Source organism: Gaoshiqia hydrogeniformans, from assembly GCF_049347105.1.
GTDB classification, from domain to species: domain Bacteria; phylum Bacteroidota; class Bacteroidia; order Bacteroidales; family Prolixibacteraceae; genus Gaoshiqia; species Gaoshiqia hydrogeniformans.
Map to the genome: position 1 here is coordinate 3,933,483 of NZ_CP186334.1, position 25,925 is coordinate 3,959,407.

Here is a 25,925-nt window from a genome sequence, read left to right on the forward strand (position 1 = left end):
TTGAGCCTGGGCCAAAACGTCTTTTCCCGGTTGTAATTGAAGCGGGAAACTGATACCTATATTCCGTGATAATTCATAATTGTATCTATCCGATCATATAAACTGAAAACCATGAACAAAACTTTTTTGTCGTTATTAGTGGCGTTTTTGCTGAAGCTCAGCTTTGTTGCTGCTCAGGATGAAGAAGCCAGATTACTGCGTTTCCCGGCGATTTCGGGAGACCGCATTGTATTTAGCTATGCCGGCGATTTGTACACCGTTGATGCCGACGGCGGAACGGCCCGTAAATTAACGGCCGATGTCGGGTACGAAATGTTTGCTAAATTCTCGCCCGACGGAAGCCGGATCGCATTTACCGGACAATATGACGGGAATACCGAAGTATTTACCATCCCGGTCGAGGGTGGCATGCCCAAACGCCTGACGTACACCGCGACGCTTGGCCGAGATCTGGTTTCGGACCGGATGGGGCCAAATAATATTGTGATGGGCTGGACGCCTGACGGCAAAAACATCATTTATCGTTCGCGGAAACAAAGCTTTAACGACTTTAAAGGCCGACTGTTCAGTGTGCCGGCCGACGGAGGAATGTCAGCCGAATTACCTTTGGCGGAGGGCGGTTTTTGCAGCTTTTCGCCCGATGGCAACAAGCTGGCGTTTAACCGGGTTTTCCGTGAGTTCCGAACCTGGAAATATTACCGGGGCGGTATGGCCGACGATGTTTGGGTATTTGATTTTAAAACCAAAGAAGTTAGTCAAATCACCGATCATGTGGCCCAGGATATTTTCCCGATGTGGGCAGGCGATGAGATTTTTTTCCTCTCGGACCGTGACCGGACTATGAATATTTTCGTTTATCATACCAAGACCGGAAACACCGCGAAAGTGACCAATTTCACGGAATACGATGTGAAGTTTCCCTCTGTCGGGGGCGACTACCTTGTTTTCGAGAATGGCGGTTACATCTATAAAATGAATGTAAAAGACAAAAAACCGGTTAAAGTGCCGGTATCTGTTCAAAACGATTTTGTTTATGCCCGTAACGAATGGAAGGATGCTTCGAAACTGATTAACGGGGGTGATTTGTCGCCGAACGGCGAACGGGTCGTATTCAGCGCACGGGGCGAAGTTTTCAGTGTTCCGGCCAACAAAGGAATTACCTACAACCTCACGCAAACATCCGGAGCGCACGAGCGTGAAGCAAGCTGGTCGCCCGACGGTAAATATATCGCCTGGTTATCCGATGAGTCGGGCGAATTTGAAATTTACCTGAAAGAAGCAACCGTTGAAGGCAAAGTAACTCAACTGACGACCGGCGCCGACACCTATAAATTCAGCATCAGCTGGTCGCCCGACAGCAAAAAGCTGATGTGGACCGACCGGAAACTGCGCCTTCAGTATGTTGATGTGGACAGCCGGAAGGTGACCACGGTATTTCAGGGCGAATACGGGCAACCCGGCTCGTATGCCTGGTCGCCCGACAGTAAATGGATTACGTTCAGCAAACCAACCGATAACCAGTTTTCGACCATTGCCTTGTATCGTCTGGACGATAAAAAACTGGTTGAGCTGACGGATAACTGGTATTCTTCGGGTTCTCCCGCCTTTTCCGACGACGGCAAGTACCTGGTTTTTGTTTCGGCCCGCGATTTTAACCCGACCTACAGCCAAACCGAATGGAACCACGCGTACAACAATATGTCGCGCGTTTACCTGGCTGTTTTGTCGAAAGAGACGGCTTCGCCCTTTGCCCCGGAAAACGACCTGGTGAAAACCGAGACCGAAGACAAGGCCAAGGCCGATGATAAAAAAAGCGGTAGGACGGAAAAATCAGGCGGGGAGGCGCCAGCCGTGACGATTGATTTGGACGGACTTGCCGGGCGTATTGTTTCGTTGCCGGTTAAACCGTCGGGTTATTTTAACCTGGCTTGTGTGGGCGACAAAGTGTATTACGCCGAAGCATCCGATAACGGACGTGTGACCAAAATATATGATTTGAAGGAAAAGAAAGAAACCGAACTGGGTAAATTTGGCTTCACCCTTTCGGCCAACAATAAAAAAATGCTGGTTCGCGAAAACCGGAAATGGGCGGTGATTGATTTGCCAACAAAACCGGTTAGCCTCGACAAAGAGTTGAACTTGTCGGATCTGAAAGCCTGGGTAGATTATCGCCTGGAATGGAAACAAATTTACGATGAAAGCTGGCGGCAAATGCGTGATTTCTTTTATGTAGAAAATATGCACGGCGTTGATTGGCCGGCCATGCACAAAAAATATGCGCCGTTGGTTCCGCATGTTCGTCATCGCGATGATTTGACTTATATCATTGGCGAATTGATTGGCGAACTGAGCGCCGGACATGCTTATGTGTTGAGCGGCGAACGTCCGGAGCCTGTGCGTATCAAAACGGGTTTGCTTGGGGCAAAAATCAGCGCTGATGCGTCGGGTTATTTCAAGATCGACCAAATTTTGAAAGGCGCAAACTGGAGCAGTAAGTTACGCTCGCCGCTCACCGAACTTGGCGTAAATGCCAAAGAAGGCGATTATATCCTGGCCGTAAACGGAATCAGTACCCAAACAACCAACGACCTGTTCTCGTTGCTGGTTGGCAAGGCCGGGAAGGAAATAGAGTTGAAGGTCAATTCAAAACCGGCTGCCGACGGAGCTCGCACTGTGCTGGTGACGCCCATCGCCGACGAATCGGCCCTGTACTATTACAATTGGGTGCAGGCGAATGTTGACAAGGTAAGCGCTGCCACGAACGGCGAAGTCGGCTACCTGCATATCCCGGACATGGGCGTAGACGGCTTGAATGAGTTTGCGCGTATGTATTACCCTCAGTTGAATAAAAAAGCGTTGATCATCGACGACCGCGGGAACGGTGGGGGCAATGTGTCTCCGATGATTCTGGAACGTTTGCAGCGTGTGCCCCAGCGCTCCAACATGCGGCGTAATGTGCCGCACCCGACGCCGGTACCAACAAAAACACTGCTCGGTCCGCAGGTATTGCTGATTGACCGCTATTCGGCTTCCGACGGTGATTTGTTCCCGTATGGGTTTAAATATTACGATCTCGGAACTGTGATCGGTACCCGGACCTGGGGCGGGGTGGTTGGAATCACCGGCTCTTTGCCTTTTATTGATGGAGCCGACCTGAGAAAACCGGAGTTTGCTTCCTACTCGGCAAAAGAAAGCGAATGGATTATCGAGGGTTACGGCGTCGATCCGGATATTGTTCTGGATAATGATCCCTACCAGGAATATATGGGAAAAGATGCCCAGCTTGAAAAAGCAATTGAAATCATCAAAGAAAAACTAAAGACCGGTTATAAACCACTGCCCGACATTCCCGACGCTCCGGATAAGTCAAAATAAAGTGGGCTTAAAATAAGGACAGGCTGTTTAAAAGATAAAAAGCAGAATCATCCTAAACTTGTTTCAGGAGGAATCTGCTTTTTGTCGATTTATCAGGACGCATTTTGCGTTTGCAGGAACGGATAGTCGGTATATCCTTTCTCGTTGCCGCCGTAGAAGGTGTCCCTGTCGTAAGGGTTTAAAGCTGCGTCTGTTTCAATTCGTTCAGGCAGGTCGGGATTGGCAATAAAGTTACGTCCAAATGCAATGGCATCAGCCCATCCGTTTTCGACGTATTCCAAGGCGGTGTCCGGGGTAAAGCCATCGGCAGCAATGATGGTCCCGGGGTAGTTTTTCCAAAGTTCTTTTTCTTGGGCGAACACAGCCTGATCTTTAATTTCGGCTGGCCTTGCCCTGATCAGGTGGACGTAAGCCAGCCTGTAAGCGGCAAGCTTCGCGGTAAGATATTCATATACCGGAAGCGAGTCCGGGTCGTAAATACCATAGGAGAAAGTGAAAGGCGATAAGCGGATGCCAACCTTTCCGGCACCCCAAACCGATACGAGTTCGTCAATAACTTCCAGGGTCAGTCGGGCACGGTTCTCTACAGAACCGCCATATTCATCGGTACGTTGGTTTGTTTTTTCGTGCAGAAACTCATTTAGCAGGTAACCGTTGGCCGAATGCAGTTCTACCCCGTCAAATCCGGCTTTTTGCGCGTTTATGGCAGCCCGGCGGTAATCTCCGATAATTGATTTGATTTCTTCTGTTTCCAAAGGGCGGGGCGTTTCAAACGGAACTTGCTCCCAGTTTGCCGTGAGGGTCATGCCTTCGGCCGGAATGGCCGAGGGGGCCACCGGAAGCCCTTCTTCGGGGTGTAAGGATGAGTGAGACACCCGCCCCACATGCCACAGTTGCATAAAAATACGTCCACCTTTCGCATGAACGGCATCAGTGACTTTTTTCCATCCTTCTACTTGCCGGGCGGTATAGATACCGGGGGTAAGCGGGTAACCCTGGCCTTGCTTCGATATTTGAGAGGCTTCGGTAATGATTAAGCCGGCAGACGAACGCTGGCGGTAGTATTCCACGTTCAGGTCGGTTGGCGCCAGGTCGGCATTTGCCCGCATCCGCGTCAACGGGGCCATAACAATCCGGTTTTTCAAAGTATAATCTCCTAAACGGAGCGGCGTGAATAATTTGTTTTTCATCTGTTTTTACTGTTTCGAATTAGACCGATCGGTCTAATTCTGGTTAAAAAAATTTATAAACGATACGAATTAATCTCTTCTTTTATCAGGTCTGTAATTTGTTCCATTTCGGTGTTATTGGTTGAAATCCGGCTGATGAGCACGGCGCCTTCGAGCATGGCGTAAAATTTCAGGGATAAGTTGCCGGCATCCAGGTCGGGGTGAAATTCGCCCCGGGCAATTCCCAGTGTCAGCATATTCTTCAAATTTTGTTGAGACGACTGAATTGCTTGCTTTACCCGCTCTTTGACGACCGGGTTGGTATCGTCGGCTTCTGCTCCGAAATTAAGTATCGGGCAACCTCCGTGCTCCTCCCTGAATTTGCCTTTCCGGTAAAAGTCGAGATAGGCAAAAAGCTTTTCCGTGGCGCTTGGGTAATTTCCAAGCAGATGGTCCAGATCAGCGGCATATTTTGTTACGAGGTAGTTGAACGCTTCGAGGCAAATCTCATCTTTATTTTTAAAATTGCCGTAAAGACAGCCTTTGGCCAGCCCGGTGGCCTCCATGATATCGCTGAGCGAGGTGCCGGCCATCCCTTTCTGGTTGATGATCGGAGCCGCCTTTTCAATGATAAACTGCCTTGTTCGTTCTGCTTTGTTCATAACGATACAAAAATAGACCGATCGGTCGAAATTAATAAGATGTTGATATCTGATATATGATGGATTTAAAGTAGAATTAACAAATACAGATTTAACCCTTAGTAGCCGGATGGTTCAGTTGTCGTGTTAAAATTTTTAAATCCGCTCAATTGATAAATAAAGAACGGGGACTTTATTTCGCACTCCCGGTATAACCGGCTCTGTATTTTTACCAGCTTTGTTTTTTGGAATGATTGCTCAAGCCAATCCGGAATCGGATTGAAACTAACATAAATGGCCCCAAAACCTTTCCCCGAAAATTGTTCGATACCGGGCCACAGGTCGAACTGGTTCATACGCCGTCCGTCATTTATACAATAGGTTTGAGGCTGATTGTCGACATAAAAAGCCAGCTCGGCAGAGATGTGATAGTTGTCGCTGAATATGAATGTGCTGTCTGTTCCGGTTCCTTCCCATATTTTCGATACATGCCCGCCCAGTTCTTTCCAGCCGGTTTGTTTATGGTACAGGTCTATGTGCGGAGGGTACAACGATTTCAGGCCCGTCAGGTCGAAAAGCTGTGGAAACAAAAGCAGGGAAACAATTAAACTTGTCAGTACGGTTGGCATAATCCGTTTCTTTGAATTGAAAAAACGGACAACGGAATAGGCGATCAGCACGGGGATTGATGTAAAGGCGAAGAAGGTCCAGTTCATGTAGTTCTTCTTAAATGACAGGATAAAGAACAAACCCCAAACCAGAATGATCGGAATCAATAAAAAGTTAAGCGGTTTCAGATCGTTGTTCAACTCTTTGTTTTTCCATTTTCTGAAAATTAAAATCAGCGCCGGAATATAAAAGGGAGAAAGACAAGCCAGTTGCCCTGCCACGTATATAAACATTTTTCCAACAGAACGCGGTAAAGGTACGGGCGGCTTGTAAGCGCCCATTAAACCCAAAATATGTTTCACTCCCACAAAATCCTGCGATAAGTTCCAGTATAAAACAGGGATGCAAATGATAAAGGCGATCAGTAACGACGTGTAAAAGCGCGACATTTTTAGCAGGTTCCTGTTCTCCGTCCAGCCAATTAAAACAAACGATGGTACCCAGATGAGCATGGTGTATTTGCTTATGATGCCCAGGCCAAGGGTAATACCAGATAAAATCCAATATTTCCATTGATTACTCTGCATGGCTTTCCAACTAAGGAGTATGGCGAGCGACCAAAACAAATAGACTAAACTGTCGGTAGTAAAAATCATCGACAAATAATGGTAGTGAGGCATAGAAAACAGGATGATTACCGACCAGAATGCCGTTTTTTTATCGTTGAAAAGGTTCATGACAAGTTTATACTGGATGATTGGCAGCATGAACCCGATAAGAATGGCATTGATCCGGATGCCGATTTCGGTATCTCCCAATAGCCAGGTTGAAAGATAATTTGCATAGGCGATCATCGGTGGTTTCGAGTAATAGGAGAGGTCGGGCTGTCTGGACCAAAGCCAGTACTGCGCTTCGTCGCTGTTTAAATGGATATTCCCGTAAAGGACCCATAAAATACGGAAAATCAGCAGGAGTATGTTGATACCGGTCAGGATTTGCAGATCATTTATTTTTAACCGTTTTTCTGTCATTATGTGTTTTCTATGTGAATAAAAAGATAAGCTAAACCGATCGCAGGCAAACCACTTGTCGGTTCACCTCCGGCCGGTATCAAGCCGGATGATTTTCATCTGTTTTTTCCAGCAGTAACATGCCAGGAAGGGTGACAACAGACCATAGCGAATAATAGATCAGGTTCTTAACCAGAACTGCCTGATCGATATTGTGTTCCTGTAAAACCGATTTATTATTAGTAATATAATATGAAACATGGTACAAAAGGTGACAAAAAGGTTCGATGTCTGATAGTGGAATAAAGATCCCTTCATCGATCCCTTTTTTCAGTTGTTCGCCTGTTTTTTCATGAACCAGTTTCTCGATTGTATAACAGAAAAGACTGTGTTGGATCGGGTAGTATTTTTTTAAGCTCTGAAAGATGGTATTCTTCTGGTTGAATTGTTGCAGGAATATGTAATTATACATATGAATGAACGCTTCAATGGGGTTTTCCGACTCAAAAAGAACACGGTCTAATTGTTTTTTTGCCTTTAGTTCCAGTTCCTGAAGTACTGCCGAGATAATTTGTTCTTTATCAGGAAAATGTTGGTAAATTGTTTTTTTTGACAGATGTCCTTCGCAGGCGATGTCATCTATCGTTACGTTTTTGAATCCATACCGGAGAAAAAGCCTCGTTGCCGTGTTAACGATCCTGAACCGGGCTGTTTCCATAATAGTTATCATGATTTGGTGTTTTTGTTTTTGTATTTTCAATACACTTCAGTTATCGATATCGCGGACGATAGTCCACGGTATCTGCGGACTACAGTCTGTTATTCCGGCGGAATGCAGTCCGCCGGAATAAGGGAACAGCAAGCGGATTAAACCGTCAACTTGTCTTTCAATAAACCCTTTTTCACCGTTTTATTTCCTTTTGGCAGTGCGTGTACCTCCAGGGTATATTCCCCGGAGGCAAGTTCGGCAGGGATGATGAACACCACCTGCGAGTTGGTCATGGTAATGATTTTATTTACCCGGTTGACCGTATTGTTGGCAGCAACGAAAAAAATGCCCTGTTCGTGATCATCCACGTTAAACTTAAGACGCAATCCGGTTAGTACGGCTGTCCGTCCGGGAGTGAGAATTTCATTAACTGTACCGGAGGTAACATCTTCAAATTCTTCGGGCTGGGGATTGTTGCTTACCGGCACTACTTTCTCAATTTTTATGTCCTTCGCGGTCTGGTTGTAATATTTGCCAAGCTTCACGTTAAACTTAACCTGGTGCCGCGAAGAGTCAAACACATCGCTTTTGTCGCGGAATACGCCCTGGATGACAGGCCGGGCATTGATAAACTCCGTATTGATTCCGTAGCCTTGCTTGAGGAAATACTCATGCGTTTCGATGAATTCCTGATAATTTGCCTTGGCTTCGGCGGTTGTAATACCCGAACCTTTGCGGGTCATATACTCAAATATTTCGTTCTCTGTTACCGCTTCGTAGCCGGTAACCTGGGCGCGGTAGTCGTTCGGGTCTTCGGTCATCGGATTGTCGATTAAATAATACTTGATTTTCATAAGGCTCTAATATTTATGGTTTATAATTGAAAGTGACTTGCTTAATAATTCAAAACAGCTAAAACCAATATCCCAGGTTCGCTGAAAAACTTAGTTCATCGCTTAAATTGGAATAACCCATTCCAATGTCCATCGGGCCGATCATTGTTTTCACCGAATACTTGATGCCACCACCATATACCGTATTTGCTTCGGCCCAGTCGGCAGGTGAACTTCCCTGCTGCAACAGGTTGAACATGAACGAAACATACTGAGATTTGGGAAGCTTTAACCGAAGCCCCAGCAAGCCGATGGCCGAATAACGATCGGCTACAACCACCGGGGGTAGTCCGTAAAAAGGGAGGTGATAGCTAAAGTACTGCGAGTAGGAGTCTCCGCCAATGAAGGTGGTTTTTACCATAAGATATTCCGGGCTAAACAGGGCACGGCCATACAGATTGCATAAAAGTACCGTGTTATGCCACAAGGGGATTACATTCTTCATTTTAAAAAGAAGGGCGGAATTAACATTTTCGTTTTTAAAATCAGCATTCAACGAGAATTCGGCATACAGGTTTGTCCCCTTTACCGGAAAATAAAAGTTATCCATATTGTCTACTGAAAAATAGGAGTAAACATTTGTGTTAAACCGGTCTATTTGGGCTGATGAAACAGGCGAAAAGGTGTTGCCCTTAGTAAAAACATCTCCGTTAAAATATTCCTCCTGTAAACCGAATCCGATATGATACCATCTTAGAAAAGACTGGTACAGGTAAATTGATCCTGAAGCATAAAATAAATCTGCATTCATCAATTTATCGCCTTTTTCGTAAATGTCATAATTCTGGTATTTGCCCTTGATTTCCGTTCCCAGTGCCGGGAAGTCATTTTTGTTTGTTTCAGCCATCAGGCTAAAACCCGGGTTAGCCGACAATTCAACGCTGGCAGATAAAAGTCCCAATGTATTCGAGTAGTTTTTTCTGGTTAGGTTTAAAAGTAAGGCTGCCGCGTCGGTTGTATTGACCTTGAACCCAATATTCATGGAAAACTCTTTCTCTGTAGTGATAGTTAACTCCAGGGTTTTTCCGCCACTCGCGTGTTCATTAAGCGTGAAATAGATCTTATCAAAACCTCCGTAACCGTAAAGACGGTCAATTGCATCTTTGATTTCTTCATAGGAATAACTTCCCGGGACCGGCAAATTGAACCTTTTCAGAAGAAACGATTCGTTCATCTGTTTGGCCCCTGTCAAATTCAGGTCGTTGATTTCCCACTCTTCAGGAGCAATAAACGCTCTTGATTTTTCCCTGGGCTTTAGTTGATATTTTTCTTTCATTTCACTCAGTTGGTCCCGTACCAGCCCGGCAGCTTTTTTCCCACGCAGGAACAGGGTATCTGCAGCTTCACCGGTAAAGCTTGACACGGAGTAGCCGGCAATGTCGGGACGAATGATTAAATCACAAATGCCGCTATTGGCAGCATCTTTTTCCATTCCCAGAAAATTGATCATTTGACCAAGGATTTTGCCCATTGATTTAATTTCATCCCGGGTGTAAAAACCACCCCTTATATCAACACCGATAATAATATCAGCTCCCATTTCTTTGGCCACATCGACAGGGAAATTATTTACAACTCCTCCGTCAACAAGGATCATCCCATCTCTTTTGGATGGTCCAAAAGCCCCGGGAATGGCCATGCTTGAGTACATGGCAGAAGGTAAAAAACCATTCTTCATAACCACTTCCCTGCCAGTTTCAAGGTTTGCTGCCACGCAGGCAAACGAAACAGGTAATTTGGTGAAATCGGCATCTGCGGGAACATTTCCTGCTAACCCACAAAACAGGTTCATCACGTTTTGTCCTTTGATCATCCCCATCGGGAGGCTTAATTTTTTTTCGTCACTATACGGGAGTGAAAACAGGTACCGCTGGCTGAGAACCTTATCATTTTCGGACAAACACAGACGGGGAACATCGTCCGACAAAATGGCTTCCCAATCTTGCTTTTCAATAATTTTTTGGATCTCATCGGCACTATATCCGATTGAATAAAACCCGCCAATCAAACTACCGATACTGGTACCCACGATGATATCAATGGGAATTCCTTCTTCCTCCAGTACTTTCAGCACTCCGACATGGGCAAATCCTTTGGCCCCACCGCCGCTTAAAACCACTGCAACTTTAGGATAAGAAGCCAGATCAGAGGCTGATTGAGCCTGTGTTGTTTTTGATACTGGCAGGGCTAATATCAGTAATAACAACTGAAAAGAAAGCTGTTTGTTAATCAATTCTAAACGCATAATTTACTTTTTCTGCTTGGCAAGGTCCTTTGTGATCTGAACAGGTCACTGATTTCATACTTATTTTCCGGGCAAATACGGTGGTTTGAGTAATCACGTTAAGGCCATTCATCAGGCTTATTATTTTCAATGGTTTCATGCAAGTAATCGTCTGTGTTTAAAAAATCGACCAGGGTTTTTAGTTCTTCTTCCGAGTCGATAAAATAACTTACAATGTATTGAAGATTAACAAAAACACTCCGATTGCCAGTAACAGGAGAAGGATTCTATAAGAACACTTCTATTTCAGAGGCTTTACGCTCCATATCTTTTCACAATACTCCTGGATTGCCCGGTCGCTGGAAAATTTTCCAACCCGGGCTATATTTAGTATTGCTTTTCTATTCCATTCGGGGACATTTGTCCATGTTCGGGATACCTGTTCCTGGCAGGCGACATATGACGGATAATCTGCCAGGAGCAGGTAAGGGTCGTGCCACAAAAGATCATCAACAATTGGTTTAAATAAACCGGTATCTCCGTCGGAAAGCAGTCCTGAACTTATAAGGCTTATTACCTCACTTAACTCTTCATTGTGGGCAAACAGATCGTATGGGCTGTATCCGTTCTGTTTTACTTCTTCTACCTGATCGGCAGTCAGGCCAAAATGAAAAAAATTTTCTTCTCCCACTTCTCTTCTGATTTCAATGTTGGCGCCGTCAAGCGTTCCAATGGTCAGGGCCCCGTTCATCGCAAACTTCATATTGCTTGTTCCACTCGCTTCTTTCCCGGCTGTTGATATTTGCTCCGACAGGTCAGTTGCGGGATAAATATTTTGTGCATTACCAACATTGAAGTTAGGATAGAAAACAACTTTTAGCCGGTCTTTTACTTCCGGGTCCCTATTTATCATTCTGCCAACTGAATTGATCAGTTTGACGATCAGCTTTGCCATATAATATCCGGGTGCAGCTTTGCCCCCGAATATAAATGTCCGGGGAGCCACATCGACATTTGAATAACGTTTTATGCGCAAATAAAGGGTTAAAATATGTAATATATTCAAGTGCTGCCGCTTGTATTCGTGGATACGTTTTACCTGAACATCAAATAAGGACGAAGGGTCTACCATGATATTTGTTTTTTCACGGATAATCCTTGCTAACTTCTTTTTGTTTTCAAGTTTTACCATTTTAAAATTCTCAATAAACGCCGGGTCATTGGACAATGGTTCCAACTTTCGCAGTTCATCCAGTTCAGACGTCCATTTACTTCCTGTTGAATCAGTTATCAACCTGCATAAGTCTTGATTACATAAAATCATAAATCTACGAGGGGAAACTCCATTGGTAACATTATGAAAACGCTTGGGGTACATATCTACCCAATCAGGTAACATTTGCCTTTTTAATAGTTCGCTATGCAAAGCAGCGACACCGTTAATGGCATAACTACCTGCACAGGCAAGATTTACCATGCGAACATAGCGTTCTCCCGTTTCGTCGATAATTGATAATCTCTTTAGCTTTTCTGTGTCTCCGGGAAAAGCTTCATTAACTGCCTGAAGAAACCAAAAGTTGATTTCGTAAATAATGTCCAACAAACGGGGGATTAAATAATTTAAAAGACTAATCTGCCACTTTTCCATGGCTTCAGGGAGTAAGGTATGATTTGTATAGCTAAACGTTTTACAAGTGGTAGTCCATGCAGTATCCCAATCCAATTTATATTCATCAAGCAATAGCCTCATAAGTTCAGCTATTGCAACCGCCGGATGTGTATCATTAAGTTGAATCGCAAACCTTTCGTAAAAATTTTGAGGGCATCCGCCATATAAAAGATGCATCCGCATCATGTCCTGAATTGAGCAGGACACAAAAAAATATTGCTGCTTCAAACGTAGCTTTTTGCCATCAATCATCTCATCGTTTGGATACAATACCTTGCTAATATTCTCAGACTTTATATTGTTTTCCACGGCCTTATAGTAGTCCCCTTTGTTGAATGAGGAAAAATCGAACGTTTCTACTGCTTCCGAGCTCCAAAGCCTGAGAAAGTTGCACGACGAGGCCTTATATCCCATTACCGGAATGTCGTTCGGTATTCCTTTTACCAGGTAGTCAGGAATCCATCTGTAGCGTGTCAGTCCATCCGTATCGATATATGGTTCTGTATAACCTCCAAAATTGACTACCACTGAAAGCTCCGGCCGGGAAATTGACCAGGGATTGCCCTTCTGAAGCCACTTATCTGTTTTTTCAACCTGCCAACCGTTAACAATTTCCTGATCGAAAATTCCAAATTCGTATTGGATTCCGTATCCAATAGCCGGGATTCCCATTGATGCCATTGAATCAAGAAAACAAGCAGCCAACCGTCCCAAACCTCCGTTTCCGAGTCCAGGTTCTGCCTCTTGAGCGATAACTTTTTCAAAATCAAACCCAAGCTCTTCAACGGCTTGTTTCGTTTCTTCATAAATATCCAGGTCGATAAGATTAATTCCCAATTGCGGGCCAATAAGAAACTCAGCCGAGAAATAGCTTACCAACCGGACATTTGTATTCCGAAACACCGCATCCATCGTTGTTAATTCACGTAGTTTAATCCGGTCGCGAACGGCGTACGAAACAGCCAGGTATATGTCATTTATCGAAGCATTATCGGGGTTCCTGCCTTGCTGATAAAATAAGATTTCTGTAAAAGCTGCTTTCAATGAATTCATATCCAGTCCGGTACGCACGTTGTTGATAGTTGGTGAAGCGCCGGAAGTATTGGCGGCAACAGGATATTGATTTCTTGTTCTCATAATTCTCATGTTTAATTGACTCATTTCTTTAACCGGTAGTCGTTGATATACAGGATATCAGTATAACAGGATGATCCTCATATCGTCGTCGTCGCCGTAAAAGAAGATTTTGTTTTCGCGGGCCAGCCAGCCTAGAGCCATTCGGGCCTCGGCGCTTTTTAGCATCAGATCTTTTTTAATGTCAGCTAGTTTGCTTTCTCCTTTTTGGTCGAGGTATTGCCAGATTCGTCCGGCATTTATACCGATGTCTGTTTTTATCATGGCTTTTTAAGATTTAATAAACCGTTTGGGCAATGGCCTGTTTGTAATACACCTGCCTGATTTGATAGGCGCTTTTGGCATCGATCAGTCCGTCCTGCGATTCCTGGAAGATGGCTTGCGCTTCGAGTAAATCTGAGGTTGAGAGGATGCCGGCTTCGTAGTTGTCAGTGATTACCTGGAGGTGTTCGCGTGCCTGTTCGGCCAGCGATTGGGCCACGCTGATCTGCTGATAGCTCTCGGTCAGTTCTTTGTAGGCCTTCTCCATTTGCAGTTCCATTAATTCCGATTTCTCGTTCAGCTTGTTCCTGGCTACATCAATTTTAATTTCGTGCTCCCTTAACTTGTGCGAACCTCCCCACCAGTCGGAAATCGGGATGGATAAGCTTGCAAAGGCAATTCCGTAGGTGCTGCTTTTATCAGCAAAATCGAGGTACTGGCCTTGCATGCCAACGGCCAGTTGGGGTAAAAACTCGCCGCGGGCCAGGCGTTTTTGCAAGATTTCCGCATCAATGGCCTTGTTCAGCAGTTGGTATTCGCTTCGGTTCGTGAGGGCAGTTGCAGGCGACAGGTACAACATTTCAGGTACGACAACGCTAAAGGCAGTATCCTGTAAACTGATGTTTTCCGAATATTCCAGTCCAATGTGCTGGCATAAGGCCATTTTTACCAACGATATCCCGTTTTCCAGTTTTAGCTGGTTGGCATTTGTTTCGTTTATTTTGAGTTGAATTTTCAGTAAATCGCTTTTTTGAGCCAACCCGGCGTCGAATGACACCCGGACATCTTTTAATAAGCTATTGAGTAAGGTTTTATAGCTTTCGAGCGTTTTTCTTTTTGCCTGTAACGAAACCAGCGACCAGTAATATTCTTCGGTTTTCACCACAACATCGCGTGTACTGAGGTTAAGCGTTTCTTCGCTTACCTCTTTGCCCAATGTGGCCAGTTTATAACCCGAGCGAATACGACCGCCGGCATAAACCGGTTGTGTGGCGGTGAGCATCCCCACGTTCATATAATCCAGCGCTTTCAATTCCAGCCCCGGAACATAGGCGTATTGTGTCGCCGAGGACAAATTAGCCGGGTTGCCGTCGTACACCGGTAAATTCATTTCCGGGGTATTAATATCAATCAAATAATCGTTGGCCTGAAACGTGATTGCCTGGGCGTTCACTTTCGGAAAGAAATTGGTGAAGGCATTCTTTTTGATTTCTTCCGATTCATTGATCTTCATCCGGGCTTCTTTCAGCCGTTTATTGTTTTCGATGGCATAAACTTTACACGAATCGAGCGTTAATGTTTGGGCTGATACCGGCATGGCTCCCGGCACCGCGAGCAGCAAAAGCAAAAGATATTGTTTCATTTTTGTTTTCATGTTGAGTAAATTAAACGGATGCAAGTTCTTCCCTTTCAGGTCCGTTTCCCGAAACTTTCCAATACAGTACCGGGAGGATCATCAGCGTGAGCACCATGCCTACAATCAACCCAAAGCAAATAACCGCCCCCAGCGGGCCCCAAAGCGGAGAGCGGCTGATAATCATGGGGACAACACCCATTGCCGCCGCCATGGCTGTCAGAAAGATAGGTCGCATGCGCCGTTTCCCGGCGGCTATGGCTGCCTCTTTATAGGTATAGCCTTCGTGAGTTACCAGTTGCATCGCATAATCGATCAGGATAATGCCGTTGCGTACCACAATACCGGCCAAGCCCATGAGGCCGATGAAGGAAGTCATCCCAAACGGATAGCCGGTAAGTTTCAAACCCAGGGCCGCGCCCAAAATACTCATCAGCATGGTCGACATGATCAGTAAGGCCCGCCGGGTTGTTTTAAATTGGATGATCAGGATGAAAAAGATAATTAAGACACTGGTAGCCAGAGAGTAAGTAAGCGGTATCATGTTTTCGATGGTTGCTTCATCGTCGCCACCGTATTCCAGCGAAAGGCCCGCAGGTATGTTTAATTGGTCGATTTTGGGCTTTATCGTTTTAAGAACAACAGACGGGATGTGATCGCGCTGAATATCGGCTTTCACGGTGATGGTACGCACTCCGTTTCTCCGGGCAATGCTCCCTTCGGTCCATTCAGGCTGTAAAGTGGCAATTGAACGGAGCGGCAGTGATTCCATCGTCAGGGGAGACGATACATAATGATTCTCCAGATCGTCGATGTTGTCGCGCTGATCTTCTTCTTTCAATAACACGACGCTTACCGGGTAATCGCCTTCCCAGATGGTTGTTACGGGAAGACCTTCGAGTGAAGTCATTAACGATGCGGCAACCAGTGTTTTTGCATATCCCAGTTGCGAAGCCTTGTTCCGGTCGAGTTGTAGGCTGATTCCCTGCCGCATTTCACTCCAATCATTCCGTACCCAGGTAATATTGGGATTGGCTTTGAGGGTTTGTTCTACTTTTTCGGCTGCTTGCTTCAGATCAATCAGCTTGTCGCCTGAAATGCGAACTTCAATCGGCGCTTCAAAATCTTCCAGGGCCAGTTGTTTCCATTTGACTACTGCCTCGGGAAAAATATGGCTGTATTTTTCCGTGTATTCATCCAATATTTCGATGGTTGCTTCATTCGAGACGGTGTTGACCATGAGTTGCCCGTAGTTTTTGGCCGGCATATGCGGGGCATATAAATCGTTAAAGCGGGGAGAACCGGTGCCTACGAAACTGGCGACATTGGTTACACGGCCGTCTTTTAAAAGTAGCTTTTCCAAACTGTCAATCACGGCCTCTGTCTTTTTCAGGGACGAACCTTCAGGCAAATAGACCTCAACCGGAAACTGGCTTCGTTCCATAGCCGGAAATAGTTTTTGGTCAATGCTCATGAAGATTAACACGCCTAAAACGATTGACAAAGCTCCTAATGCCAGTGTCTTTTTTGCGTTTCTGAAGGTCCAGTCCAGCATGGAGTCGTAAGCCTGTTGAACCCGGTCAAGGAAACTTTTTTTATCATTTCCGGTTTCAGTGGCTTGTTGATGTAATCCTTTTTTGATAAATACGTAACACATAAACGGGACCAGTAAAATGGCCACCATCATGGAAACTCCCAAAGCAATGCCAATGGTTACCGGGAAGGAACCTACAAAATCGCCTGCCATTCCGGTCAGGAAAAGCATCATGGGAAAGAACGCCACAATAATGGAGGCAGTAGCCGACAGCACCGGGATGAATAGCTCGGTGGCTGCTTTCCACGCGGCGTTCCAGGGAGTTTCGTGCTGATCAAGCTTTTCAAGGTGATTGTCGATCACCACAATGGCATTGTCGACCACCATCCCCAATACCACGATCAAACCCGCCAGTGAAACAATATGTAGTTGGATACCTACCAGTTGCATGATGCCGAGCGTGATCAGGATCGATACCGGAATGGTGACGCCGGCCACAGCTGCCACGCGGAAAGGCAATAAAATCATGGTGACGATAATTACTGCCAGAATGGCTATAAGAAATTCGACCATAAAGTGCGAGATGGATTGATCGACCACCTCGGGCAGATCGGAGATGATGTTGATTTTTACATCGTCGGTTGTTTTATCGGTGAATTTTGCCAGCGTTTCTTTTACGTCGTTCCCGAATTGGACGATGTTGTTGCCTTTTTGCATTTCGAGCGAAAGCAGCAGGGCGCTGTTGCCATTGTTGCGGATATAACTGTCCGGATCTTCATATCTCCGTTCGATGCGGGCAACATCCTTCATCCGGATGATATTGCCCAGCGGGTCCGAATAAATAATTTGCTCCATCAGGTCGTCTTCGGCTTTGAACCGGGGAGGAATATGTACCGGAAGAATGATTTCACCGTTGTCGAGCGAACCCGAATAGTTCAACGACTCCTGTAATTTGAACGAGGCAAAAATGACGGTTGGGTCAATATGATATTCGTTCAGCTTGTCTTGCTGAAGATGTACATAGATCTCTTCTTTTTGAGTACCATAGCGTTTGATCTTTGAGACCGAATTGATTTTCCGGATGTCGGCTTCGAGTTTTTTCAATACCTCTTCCAGTTCGCGGTACGATTTTTTATCGGACGACATGGTAACCAGCAGGGCCGAGGTGTCGCCAAAATCGTTGTTCCCCACCAGGGCAAGCACCCCGGTTGGCAGTTGCATTTTCAATTCTTCCAGTCCATGCCGTAATTTCGACCAGAACCGGTCTGCATCGTGTACATTGTCATTTAGTTCCACAAAAATGGTCATCATGCCTTCACTGGAACTGGACTGGGTCTTTTCTTTATCGATTTCTTCGTAGCCAAAAATGTAATTTTCAACGACTGTTGTCAGTTGTTCTTCTACTTCCAGAGAAGTAGCGCCAGGGTAAATACCCACGATAACCCCTTTTCGGATGGTAAATTCAGGATATTCGCGTCGGGGCATGTTTTTTAGCGCAAAGATTCCGAGAATCATCATGCACAGGACAAATGCCAGGATGATCTGCCGGTATTTCATGGCAGCCTCCACTAAGTTTATTTTTTTGTTCATCTTATTTTCATGTAAAAAAGGACAGGCCAAACAACCCGAAGTGTTACAGACAGATGGGTTGCAGGGATTGTTGTTCGACGCTGTCCTTGTAGGTTGTTAGTTGACTCTGACCTTCGAATGTCCGGATAACTTGTGTTGACCTTCAACAACAAACCATTCGCCCGGATGAAGTCCGGCCGTGATGCAAAGCTGGTTGTTGATGATGCCCGATATTTGTACATCGCGCCTCGTCGCGGTTTGGGTTTGCCGGTCAACGACATATACAAAGTTTGTACCCAGCGCATCTTTCAAAACGGCAGGGACAGGCACCAAAACAGACGGACCGGAGGAGGGTTCGGCCTGTAAGGAAACGTTACAGACCATGCCCGGTTTTATTTCCCCGTTTTGATTTTTAACATTCATTTTCACCTCAAATGTTTTGGAAATGGTATTGGCGACAACTCCAATTTTTTCAACTTCAGCCTCATAGGCTTTTTCGCCCAGAGCAGGGAAGGTGATTTTTGCTTTCTGTCCTTTTTCAATTTTGTTGATCTCGTTTTCGGGAGCAGAGATGCGCGCATAAATTTCGTTTACTGAAATAACATGAAAAACCGTTAGCCCGGGGGTAGCTGTTTCCCCGGTTTCGATGTTGCGGCTTCCTGTTAATCCGGTTATGGGCGAAATAAGCCGGCAGTTATCCAGGTTTTTTTTGGCAATCCTTGCTGAGGCCTTTGCTTGTTCGAGTTGCGACTTGACTTCTTCCCATTTTATTTCGGGCAGACTGCCATGATCGTATACTTTTTTTAGCCGGTTGTAAGCGTCCTGCGCTTGTATCTGTGCTGCCAAAGCTGCCCGATAAGCGCTTTCGTAAGTTGTTGGGTCGATTTCGGCAAGCAACTGGCCTTTTTGCACCGGGTCGCCTTCGTTCACCAATACGCAGGCAACCGTTCCCGGAAGCTGGAAACTGAGCGGTACCGTTAGGCGTGGTTCGGTTATTCCGCTGTAATTGAGCGAGAGCTTGCCATTTTGTTTTTCTGTTTGATTCAGCTTTACCAAAATACCATCGGTTTCCGGCGACTTCTCAGGTTGAGTTACATTTTTTGGACTGCAACTCCCGATGATACCTGCCGCGATAAGTAAAAAAATAAATTGTTTCATGTTTTCTGATCTTCGTTTATAATACTAAATAGGTTTTTTAGTCGAAAATTTGTGAAAAAAAGATACTCCGTTTTTTGTATCGAAGTATGATGTTGTTTAAGTAAACAGATTCACTTGTTCTCCAAAAATAACATAGATAAAAGGTTGTTGGTGTGATTTATCTGAAGAGCTTAGGAACAAGTACATCCGTGATTTTTACAAGTTTCTCTTCATCAAAATACCCGTCTTTCTCTACGATGTATTCTACGGTCCCGTAAAATGCAGCTAAAAAGATCTCTGAAATCCAGGGAATGTCTTCTCTTGCAATATCCCTGTATTCGCCGGCATCATAGCCGTCTTCCAGTATTCTGATAATATATGATTTTTCGTAATCGACCATCCTATTGAAAATTCCGCGGGCCTTGTTTTCTGCAAGGTGATCTTGACGAATAATGCGATAAAGGTTGACTTTCTTAATGACTTCTTTGTGAAATTCAACAACATAAGTCCTGATCTTGTCTTCCAGACGTTTATGCTCTTCCACTTTATTCTTAACAAACTTCCGGAGGTTAACCATTTCGAGTAGGATCACCGCTTCGAAAACTTCTTCTTTGCTCTTATAGTAGTAATAGATCGTACTTTTTGCTTTTCCGCAGGCTGCCGCAATTTCATCCATAGTCGTTTTTTTCAGTCCGAATTGCTGAAATAACTTTTGCGCCTGGATTAGGATTTCATTTTTGATGATTTCGTCTTTCTCTGGATTCATAATTTTCGACTAATATTGTTTTCCGGTAGCAAATATAAACGATTTTCAAATTAGCGTACAAATTTTTTGCTGATTTTTTTTAAGCGATAATTTTTTAATGGCTTATTATCGGACAAACCGACTGATTTTATTATTTTCGGAGCCGCGATGTTAATGCAGCCGCATTCACAAAATAGCATCAGAAATTTTATTAAATGTCTTTTTTAGATCAAGAATGATGAAAACAAAACAACTGAAATTCAAAATGCTTTTGGTAAAAACTTACCTGCCTTTTGTCTTATTATTATTGAGTTTTTCTTCCTGCTCGAAAAAAAGAGCCAATAGCCGGATTGTTTTAAATGTTCAATACAAAGACGAGATTTTGGCAGGGCGCGAAGATTTGAAAGTCTATCTGATTACCTCTTCGCTGCCCGGTTTGTCGGTTTCGGTTTCGGTTAACGGCGAAACAGTCTGGTCTGAAGGTATGGGGCTTTCCAATAAAGAGTTACGTGTGCCGGCTGGTCCGGAAACCAAGTACCGCATTGGTAGAACGACACATATGTTTACCGCCTTTCTGATGGCCAGGTTGCAGGAAGAAGGCAAGCTGAAGATGACGGACTCTTTTTGGGATTATATCCCGGAATACCCGAAGAAACAGTGGGACTTTACCTTGAAGCAACTGGGTACCTATTCGGCCGGGTTCCCGGAAGATGCGCCGGCCAACCTGATCAAGATTAAGGACACCGGTAGCCTGAAAGAATATATTAAGTTGTTTAGTAACGACTCGCTGGTTTATCCCCCAGACGAATATTACGCCGTATCCGATTACGGTATTTCGATGCTTGGCATCCTGGCCGAAGATGTGACGGAGACCCGTTTTTCCAAACTGATGAAAGACATGGTATTGGATACGCTCGGTCTGACAGAAACTTTTTTTGATAATCCTTCGATGATTATTGAAAACCGTGCGGCGCCTTATTATCAGAATTATATTGCCCAGTTGATCAATGCTCCCAGTATCGATTTTCAGTTCTGCGCTCCTTCGCTCGGGCTTTTATCTACCGCCGATGATTTAAATAAGGCCGGACAAGCGATATTGAAAGAAGGCTTTTTTAAGCAGGAGTCGCTCGACCTGTTTTTTACCAGGCTGGTGTTGAAAAACGGTTTTGAAACCAACCGTGGATTCGGATGGTGGGTGACTGCCGATCGGGAAAACCGAATGATTTATATGCAAATGGGATCGACCATTGGCGGAAGTTCGATGCTGATGGTTTACCCCGAACAAAAACTGGTGGTGAGTGTTTGCAGCAACACCGCCGACGAAACCGGGAGTTTACCGGCTCCCCAGATTGCGGAGAAATTCCTGGCTAAGATTGATCCCCGGGCAAAACCGGAGGAGACTCCACCGGCAACCGACACCGACGAAGAATAATCTTCAAAATAATTCAGGGCCTGGCTTTCTTTGCCGGGCCTTTTTTTGAATGATGGCAGAGACGCCCGTAATAAAAAAGCACCCTGAGAATTCAGCGTGCTTTCGTATTGTTTTGTCGTTAATAACTTACCAGGCAAACAAGGGCAAACCTTTCATCAGCAGGTTCACTTTTGTTTTAACCGCTTTGATCAGCTCTTCGTTTTCGTAATCGCCCAATACCTCGTCGATTAAATCAACGATAACCGGCATTTTGTCTTCTTTTAAACCACGGGTGGTGATGGCCGGAGTGCCAACGCGCAGACCTGAGGTGGTAAATGGCGATCGGCTGTCAAACGGGACCATGTTCTTGTTGATGGTAATATCGGCTTTTACCAGCGCATTTTCGGCAGACTTACCGGTTAATTCAGGGAACTTGGTGCGCAAATCAATCAACATGCTGTGATTATCGGTTCCACCGGAAATCACTTTGTAGCCTTTATCAACAAAAGCCTGTGCCATAACAGCCGCGTTCTTTTTCACCTGGGCCTGATAAACTTTATACGAAGGGTCGAGCGCTTCGCCAAAAGCAATGGCTTTCGATGCAATGACATGTTCCAGCGGTCCGCCCTGCTGTCCGGGGAATACGGCAAAATCGATAACGGCCGACATCATTTTGGTTTCACCTTTGGGGGTCTTATAACCAAACGGATTTTCAAAGTCTTTTCCCATCAGGATGATGCCCCCGCGTGGGCCGCGCAGTGTTTTATGTGTTGTTGAGGTGACAATGTGGGCATGTTTTACCGGATTTTCAAGCAGTCCTGCAGCAATTAACCCGGCCGGGTGAGCCATGTCGATCATCAGCATTGCGCCCACCTCGTCGGCAATTTTACGCATCCGGGCATAGTCCCATTCGCGCGAATAGGCCGAAGCGCCGCCGATAATCAGTTTGGGCTTGTGTTCTTTGGCCAAAACTTCCATTTCGTCATAATCCACCAGGCCGGTGTCTTCTTTTACATGGTAGGCAACCGGTTGGTACAAAATACCCGATGAATTTACCGGTGAACCGTGAGACAAGTGGCCGCCGTGCGAAAGATCAAGCCCGAGGAATTTGTCTCCGGGATTCAGGATAACGCTTAATACCGCCGCATTGGCCTGTGCACCCGAGTGTGGTTGAACATTGGCATATTCAGCATCAAATAGTTCCTTCAACCGGTCGATGGCCAGTTGTTCGGTCATGTCGACGCACTGACAACCGCCGTAGTAGCGTTTTCCCGGATAACCTTCGGCATATTTGTTGGTCATCACTGACCCCATCGCTTCCATGACCTGTTCGCTGACAAAATTTTCTGACGCGATCAATTCAATTCCGCTTAGCTGACGTTGACGTTCTTTTTCAATAATGTCGAATACAAGTTGATCTCTTTTCATTTTATAGATATCAAATTAAAGCGCAAAGGTAAAATTTTTTGTCAGGGATCGGAAGGAATAGAAATCAACAATAAGTGAATTTTTTTAACCGAAAAACGTCACGGAGATGAAATAAGCCTCCCTGAAATTTATTGCTTTCCATCATCAATTTTTGTAAATTAGATCATCCTCTACCATACCAGTTAACAGGTGTGCCGAAACCAGGGCCCGTCACGGGCAGGCAGCAGTTAATTGAAATACGCGATGTTTGAAACATCTGATATTGGATACCGAAAAATAATCTGTCATGCCGATTAAAAAACTGAAAGATTTTCTCGACAAAAACAACATTGAGTATATTACCATTCGCCACTCACTGGCATACAATGCCCAACGGATTGCTGCAACAACCCACATTCCGGGCAAAGAACTGGCCAAAACAGTCATGGTAAAGCTCGATGGAAGAATGGCGATGGCTGTGTTACCGGCCTCGTATCTCATTAATCTCAGGCTACTCAAAGAAACCACGGGTGCAAAGAAAGTTGAAATTGCCAACGAAATGGAGTTTAAACACCTGTTTCCGGAGTGCGAGGTGGGGGCTATGCCTCCGTTTGGAAACCTGTACGATATGGAAGTCTATGTGGCTGAGAGCCTGGCCGAAGATGAAGAAATAGCATTCAACGCCGGGACGCATGTGGAGTTGATCCGGATGGCTTATGCTGATTTTGAACGCCTGGTAAAACCGCTTGTCCTGCGTTTTTCAACGGCCCGGACCGCATAACGGATGGCGCTTTTTTTGTCCGACAATTTTTTATAAAGAAACCTCCGATATTTTGGAGGTTTCTTTTATTTAGTTGAAATTTGAAAGCTGTGATCATCCGTAAAACATAAAGAAAATGAAACAGCAGGACCGTCCGTTGTTGCTCGTGGCTGCATTGACCCTTAGCGCCGTTGGAAACAGTATCGCGATTTTAACCTTTTGGGGTATTTCGCTTTTTTACTCCCGGGCCATTGTGCTAATTGAACAACTAACCAATGTGCAAAGTACACAATCATTAAGCCCCTTGTATTTCGCTGCTTTTGGTGCGTTGTACCTGTTGTCGCTTACCGGCATTGTATACATGTGGAAATGGAGGAGGACCGGTTTTTATTTATACCTCACAGCACAGATTGCGATTATCCTGATGCCATTATTCCGGATGTCAGCCAGCGTATTCTCATCAGCCAATCTGATTTTTACCCTACTGTTTGTTGCTATTTATGCCGTTTATCTGAAAAGTTTCCGCTGAAATTTCCGGCTTAGTCATGCGATAAGGAACGCATGGTATAGCGGTAGTTCGAGAAAACACGTGCCCTCGATATAAAGCCGACATATTTGCCGTCGTCAATCACCGCTAAGTTGAAACGGCCGCTGCGTTCAAACTTTTCGGCCACTTTGTGCATGGAATCTTTAGGCGAGATATAATGTTCGGGCATGTACATCAAGTCCTTTACGTATACCTTGTCGTACAACTCGTGCTTAAAAATGATCTCGCGGATGTCATCCATTTTCACCATACCATGTAAGGTCCCGTCGGGCCCGACAACGGGAAACAGATTTCGCTTTGAGCGGGCAATCACCCGGGTCAGGTCGCCCAGGGTCGCGTTGGGAGGCAAGGTTTCAAAGTCAGTTTCGATGAGTTTGGCCACCTCCATGAAATGCAGGGCTGCTTTATCTTTGTGGTGTGTGACCAGTTCACCCTTTTGCGCCAGCCGTTTGGTATAGATCGAGTACGGTTCAAAACGCATAATGGTGAGGTACGATGCGGTGGCCGAAATAATCAGCGGGAAAAACAACTGGTAGCCCCCGGTAATTTCGGCAGTCAGGAAGATGCCGAGTAAAGGCGCGTGCATGACGCCGGCCATCATGGCTCCCATTCCGGCCAGCGCGAAATTATCAGTCGGAAGGTTTGTTCCCAAGGTCAGGTTCGCGAAGCTGGCCACAAAATAACCGCCAATGGCCCCTACAAACAAGGTGGGGGCAAAAATGCCGCCAACTCCGCCACCCGCGGTGGTTGCGGTCATCGCCAATACTTTAAAGAATATCAACAAAAACAGGAAGATAATGATAAACCAGGGGTCATCTTTCAGGTTGAAAAAGAGTGAATTATCCAGTAAGTCAGGGCCAAGTCCGTTAAATATTTTATTGACAGAGGTATATCCTTCGCCCCAGAGCGGAGGGAAAATAAAGATTAACAAGCCCAGGATCAGTCCGCAAAGGGCAATTCGAAAAAATTGGTTTTTAATCTTTTTGTACTTAGTCTCCAGATACATGGTCATCCGGGTAAAATACAACGAAACAAAACCGGAAAAGATACCCAGCAACAGATAAAACGGGATATTGGATGCATCGAAGGTGTTGACCAGGTGAAATTTAAACAAGAGGGCGTCGCCCATAAAATAATAGGCAAGCACGGCAGCGGTAATGCCTGAAATCAGCAAGGGAATCAGGGAGGCCATGGTTAAATCGAGCATCAACACTTCGAGTGTGAAAATAATTCCGGCCAAAGGCGCTTTAAAAATACCCGCGATGGCTCCCGTGGCTCCGCAGCCCAGCAGCAACATGGTTTCGGGGTAGCTCAACTTAAAGAAACGCCCGATGTAGGAGCCAATTCCGGCGCCCGTCAGCACCACAGGCGCTTCAGCTCCGACTGATCCGCCAAACCCGATGGTAAAACTACTGGTAATAATACTCGAAAAGGTATGATGACCTTTCAGTTTCCCCTTGTTTAGACTGATGGCTGCCAATACTTTTGTGACGCCATGCCCTAAGTCATCTTTAATAAAGTACTTGATGATCAGGACGGTAATTAAAATTCCGGTTACGGGAAAAGCGAAGAATAAAATACTTTCGGCGGTTATATTCAGGTTGCCAACCAGGCTTTCGCTGACAAAATGGATCAGATTTTTCAGAATTAAAGCGGCTGTTCCGCTAATCAACCCGATAACCAAACTCAGCCAGTAAATTTTATGTTCGCCGGCTGTTTTCTTCAGAAATACTCTCAATCTTTTTTTAAACCTTGCCATGATCAATT

The 25,925-nt window shown here is 45.3% G+C and carries 18 protein-coding genes; 4 read left to right on the plus strand and 14 right to left on the minus strand.

The window, feature by feature from the left end; translation table 11 throughout:
- Positions 1-111: 111 nt before the first annotated feature.
- On the plus strand, positions 112-3,375 hold the full coding sequence (locus ACOIT5_RS15575; protein ID WP_423127079.1) for a S41 family peptidase: 3,264 nt from the start codon (positions 112-114) through the stop codon (positions 3,373-3,375).
- Positions 3,376-3,467: 92 nt separating this feature from the next.
- Here ACOIT5_RS15575 and ACOIT5_RS15580 read toward each other — a convergent pair whose 3' ends face one another.
- The 12 genes from ACOIT5_RS15580 to ACOIT5_RS15635 form a co-directional block, all read right to left on the minus strand.
- The gene (locus ACOIT5_RS15580) at positions 3,468-4,565 is read right to left on the minus strand and encodes an alkene reductase (RefSeq protein WP_423127080.1); all 1,098 of its coding nucleotides are present in this window, start codon (positions 4,563-4,565) and stop codon (positions 3,468-3,470) included.
- A 53-nt stretch (positions 4,566-4,618) separates the two neighbouring features.
- Entirely contained in the window at positions 4,619-5,206 is a 588-nt protein-coding gene (locus tag ACOIT5_RS15585) for a TetR/AcrR family transcriptional regulator (RefSeq protein ID WP_423127081.1), read from the minus strand.
- A gap of 98 nt (positions 5,207-5,304) precedes the next feature.
- Positions 5,305-6,825 (minus strand): ArnT family glycosyltransferase, encoded by a 1,521-nt coding sequence (locus ACOIT5_RS15590; RefSeq protein WP_423127083.1) that lies wholly within the window; start codon positions 6,823-6,825, stop codon positions 5,305-5,307.
- A gap of 79 nt (positions 6,826-6,904) precedes the next feature.
- Complete coding sequence (locus ACOIT5_RS15595) at positions 6,905-7,534, minus strand: TetR/AcrR family transcriptional regulator (protein ID WP_423127084.1); 630 nt, start codon at positions 7,532-7,534, stop codon at positions 6,905-6,907.
- A 137-nt stretch (positions 7,535-7,671) separates the two neighbouring features.
- Positions 7,672-8,367, minus strand: coding sequence for a DNA-binding domain-containing protein (locus ACOIT5_RS15600; protein WP_423127085.1), 696 nt, complete (start codon positions 8,365-8,367; stop codon positions 7,672-7,674).
- Between the two features lie 58 nt (positions 8,368-8,425).
- Positions 8,426-10,651, minus strand: coding sequence for a patatin-like phospholipase family protein (locus ACOIT5_RS15605; RefSeq protein ID WP_423127086.1), 2,226 nt, complete (start codon positions 10,649-10,651; stop codon positions 8,426-8,428).
- Between the two features lie 280 nt (positions 10,652-10,931).
- Entirely contained in the window at positions 10,932-13,436 is a 2,505-nt protein-coding gene (locus ACOIT5_RS15610; RefSeq protein ID WP_423127087.1) for a glycogen/starch/alpha-glucan phosphorylase, read from the minus strand.
- A gap of 57 nt (positions 13,437-13,493) precedes the next feature.
- A complete protein-coding gene (locus ACOIT5_RS15615; protein ID WP_423127088.1) occupies positions 13,494-13,697 on the minus strand; it encodes a winged helix-turn-helix domain-containing protein in 204 nt (67 codons plus the stop codon).
- 13 nt (positions 13,698-13,710) lie between these two features.
- On the minus strand, positions 13,711-15,069 hold the full coding sequence (locus ACOIT5_RS15620) for a TolC family protein (protein WP_423127090.1): 1,359 nt from the start codon (positions 15,067-15,069) through the stop codon (positions 13,711-13,713).
- 10 nt (positions 15,070-15,079) lie between these two features.
- Positions 15,080-18,172, minus strand: a complete 3,093-nt coding sequence (locus ACOIT5_RS15625) for an efflux RND transporter permease subunit (protein WP_423127091.1) — start codon at positions 18,170-18,172, stop codon at positions 15,080-15,082.
- A gap of 96 nt (positions 18,173-18,268) precedes the next feature.
- Positions 18,269-19,309, minus strand: coding sequence for an efflux RND transporter periplasmic adaptor subunit (locus ACOIT5_RS15630; protein ID WP_423127092.1), 1,041 nt, complete (start codon positions 19,307-19,309; stop codon positions 18,269-18,271).
- 157 nt (positions 19,310-19,466) lie between these two features.
- On the minus strand, positions 19,467-20,054 hold the full coding sequence (locus ACOIT5_RS15635) for a TetR/AcrR family transcriptional regulator (RefSeq protein ID WP_423127093.1): 588 nt from the start codon (positions 20,052-20,054) through the stop codon (positions 19,467-19,469).
- Between the two features lie 214 nt (positions 20,055-20,268).
- Between ACOIT5_RS15635 and ACOIT5_RS15640 the strand changes: the two genes are divergently transcribed.
- Positions 20,269-21,465, plus strand: coding sequence for a serine hydrolase domain-containing protein (locus ACOIT5_RS15640; RefSeq protein ID WP_423127094.1), 1,197 nt, complete (start codon positions 20,269-20,271; stop codon positions 21,463-21,465).
- A gap of 126 nt (positions 21,466-21,591) precedes the next feature.
- On the opposite strand, the gene glyA is transcribed toward ACOIT5_RS15640, so the two are convergent.
- Entirely contained in the window at positions 21,592-22,872 is a 1,281-nt protein-coding gene (glyA, locus tag ACOIT5_RS15645) for a serine hydroxymethyltransferase (RefSeq protein WP_423127095.1), read from the minus strand.
- Positions 22,873-23,158: 286 nt separating this feature from the next.
- On the opposite strand from glyA, the gene ACOIT5_RS15650 reads away from it, so the two are divergent.
- Together ACOIT5_RS15650 and ACOIT5_RS15655 are read left to right on the plus strand one after the other, a co-directional pair.
- Positions 23,159-23,632 carry an aminoacyl-tRNA deacylase gene (locus ACOIT5_RS15650; RefSeq protein WP_423127096.1) on the plus strand — a complete coding sequence of 158 codons (474 nt, stop codon included), beginning with the start codon at positions 23,159-23,161 and terminating at the stop codon, positions 23,630-23,632.
- A 115-nt stretch (positions 23,633-23,747) separates the two neighbouring features.
- On the plus strand, positions 23,748-24,140 hold the full coding sequence (locus ACOIT5_RS15655; protein ID WP_423127097.1) for a hypothetical protein: 393 nt from the start codon (positions 23,748-23,750) through the stop codon (positions 24,138-24,140).
- A gap of 10 nt (positions 24,141-24,150) precedes the next feature.
- On the opposite strand, the gene ACOIT5_RS15660 is transcribed toward ACOIT5_RS15655, so the two are convergent.
- Positions 24,151-25,917: a chloride channel protein gene (locus tag ACOIT5_RS15660; protein WP_423127098.1), complete on the minus strand. Its 1,767-nt coding sequence runs from the start codon at positions 25,915-25,917 to the stop codon at positions 24,151-24,153.
- Positions 25,918-25,925 lie beyond the last annotated feature (8 nt).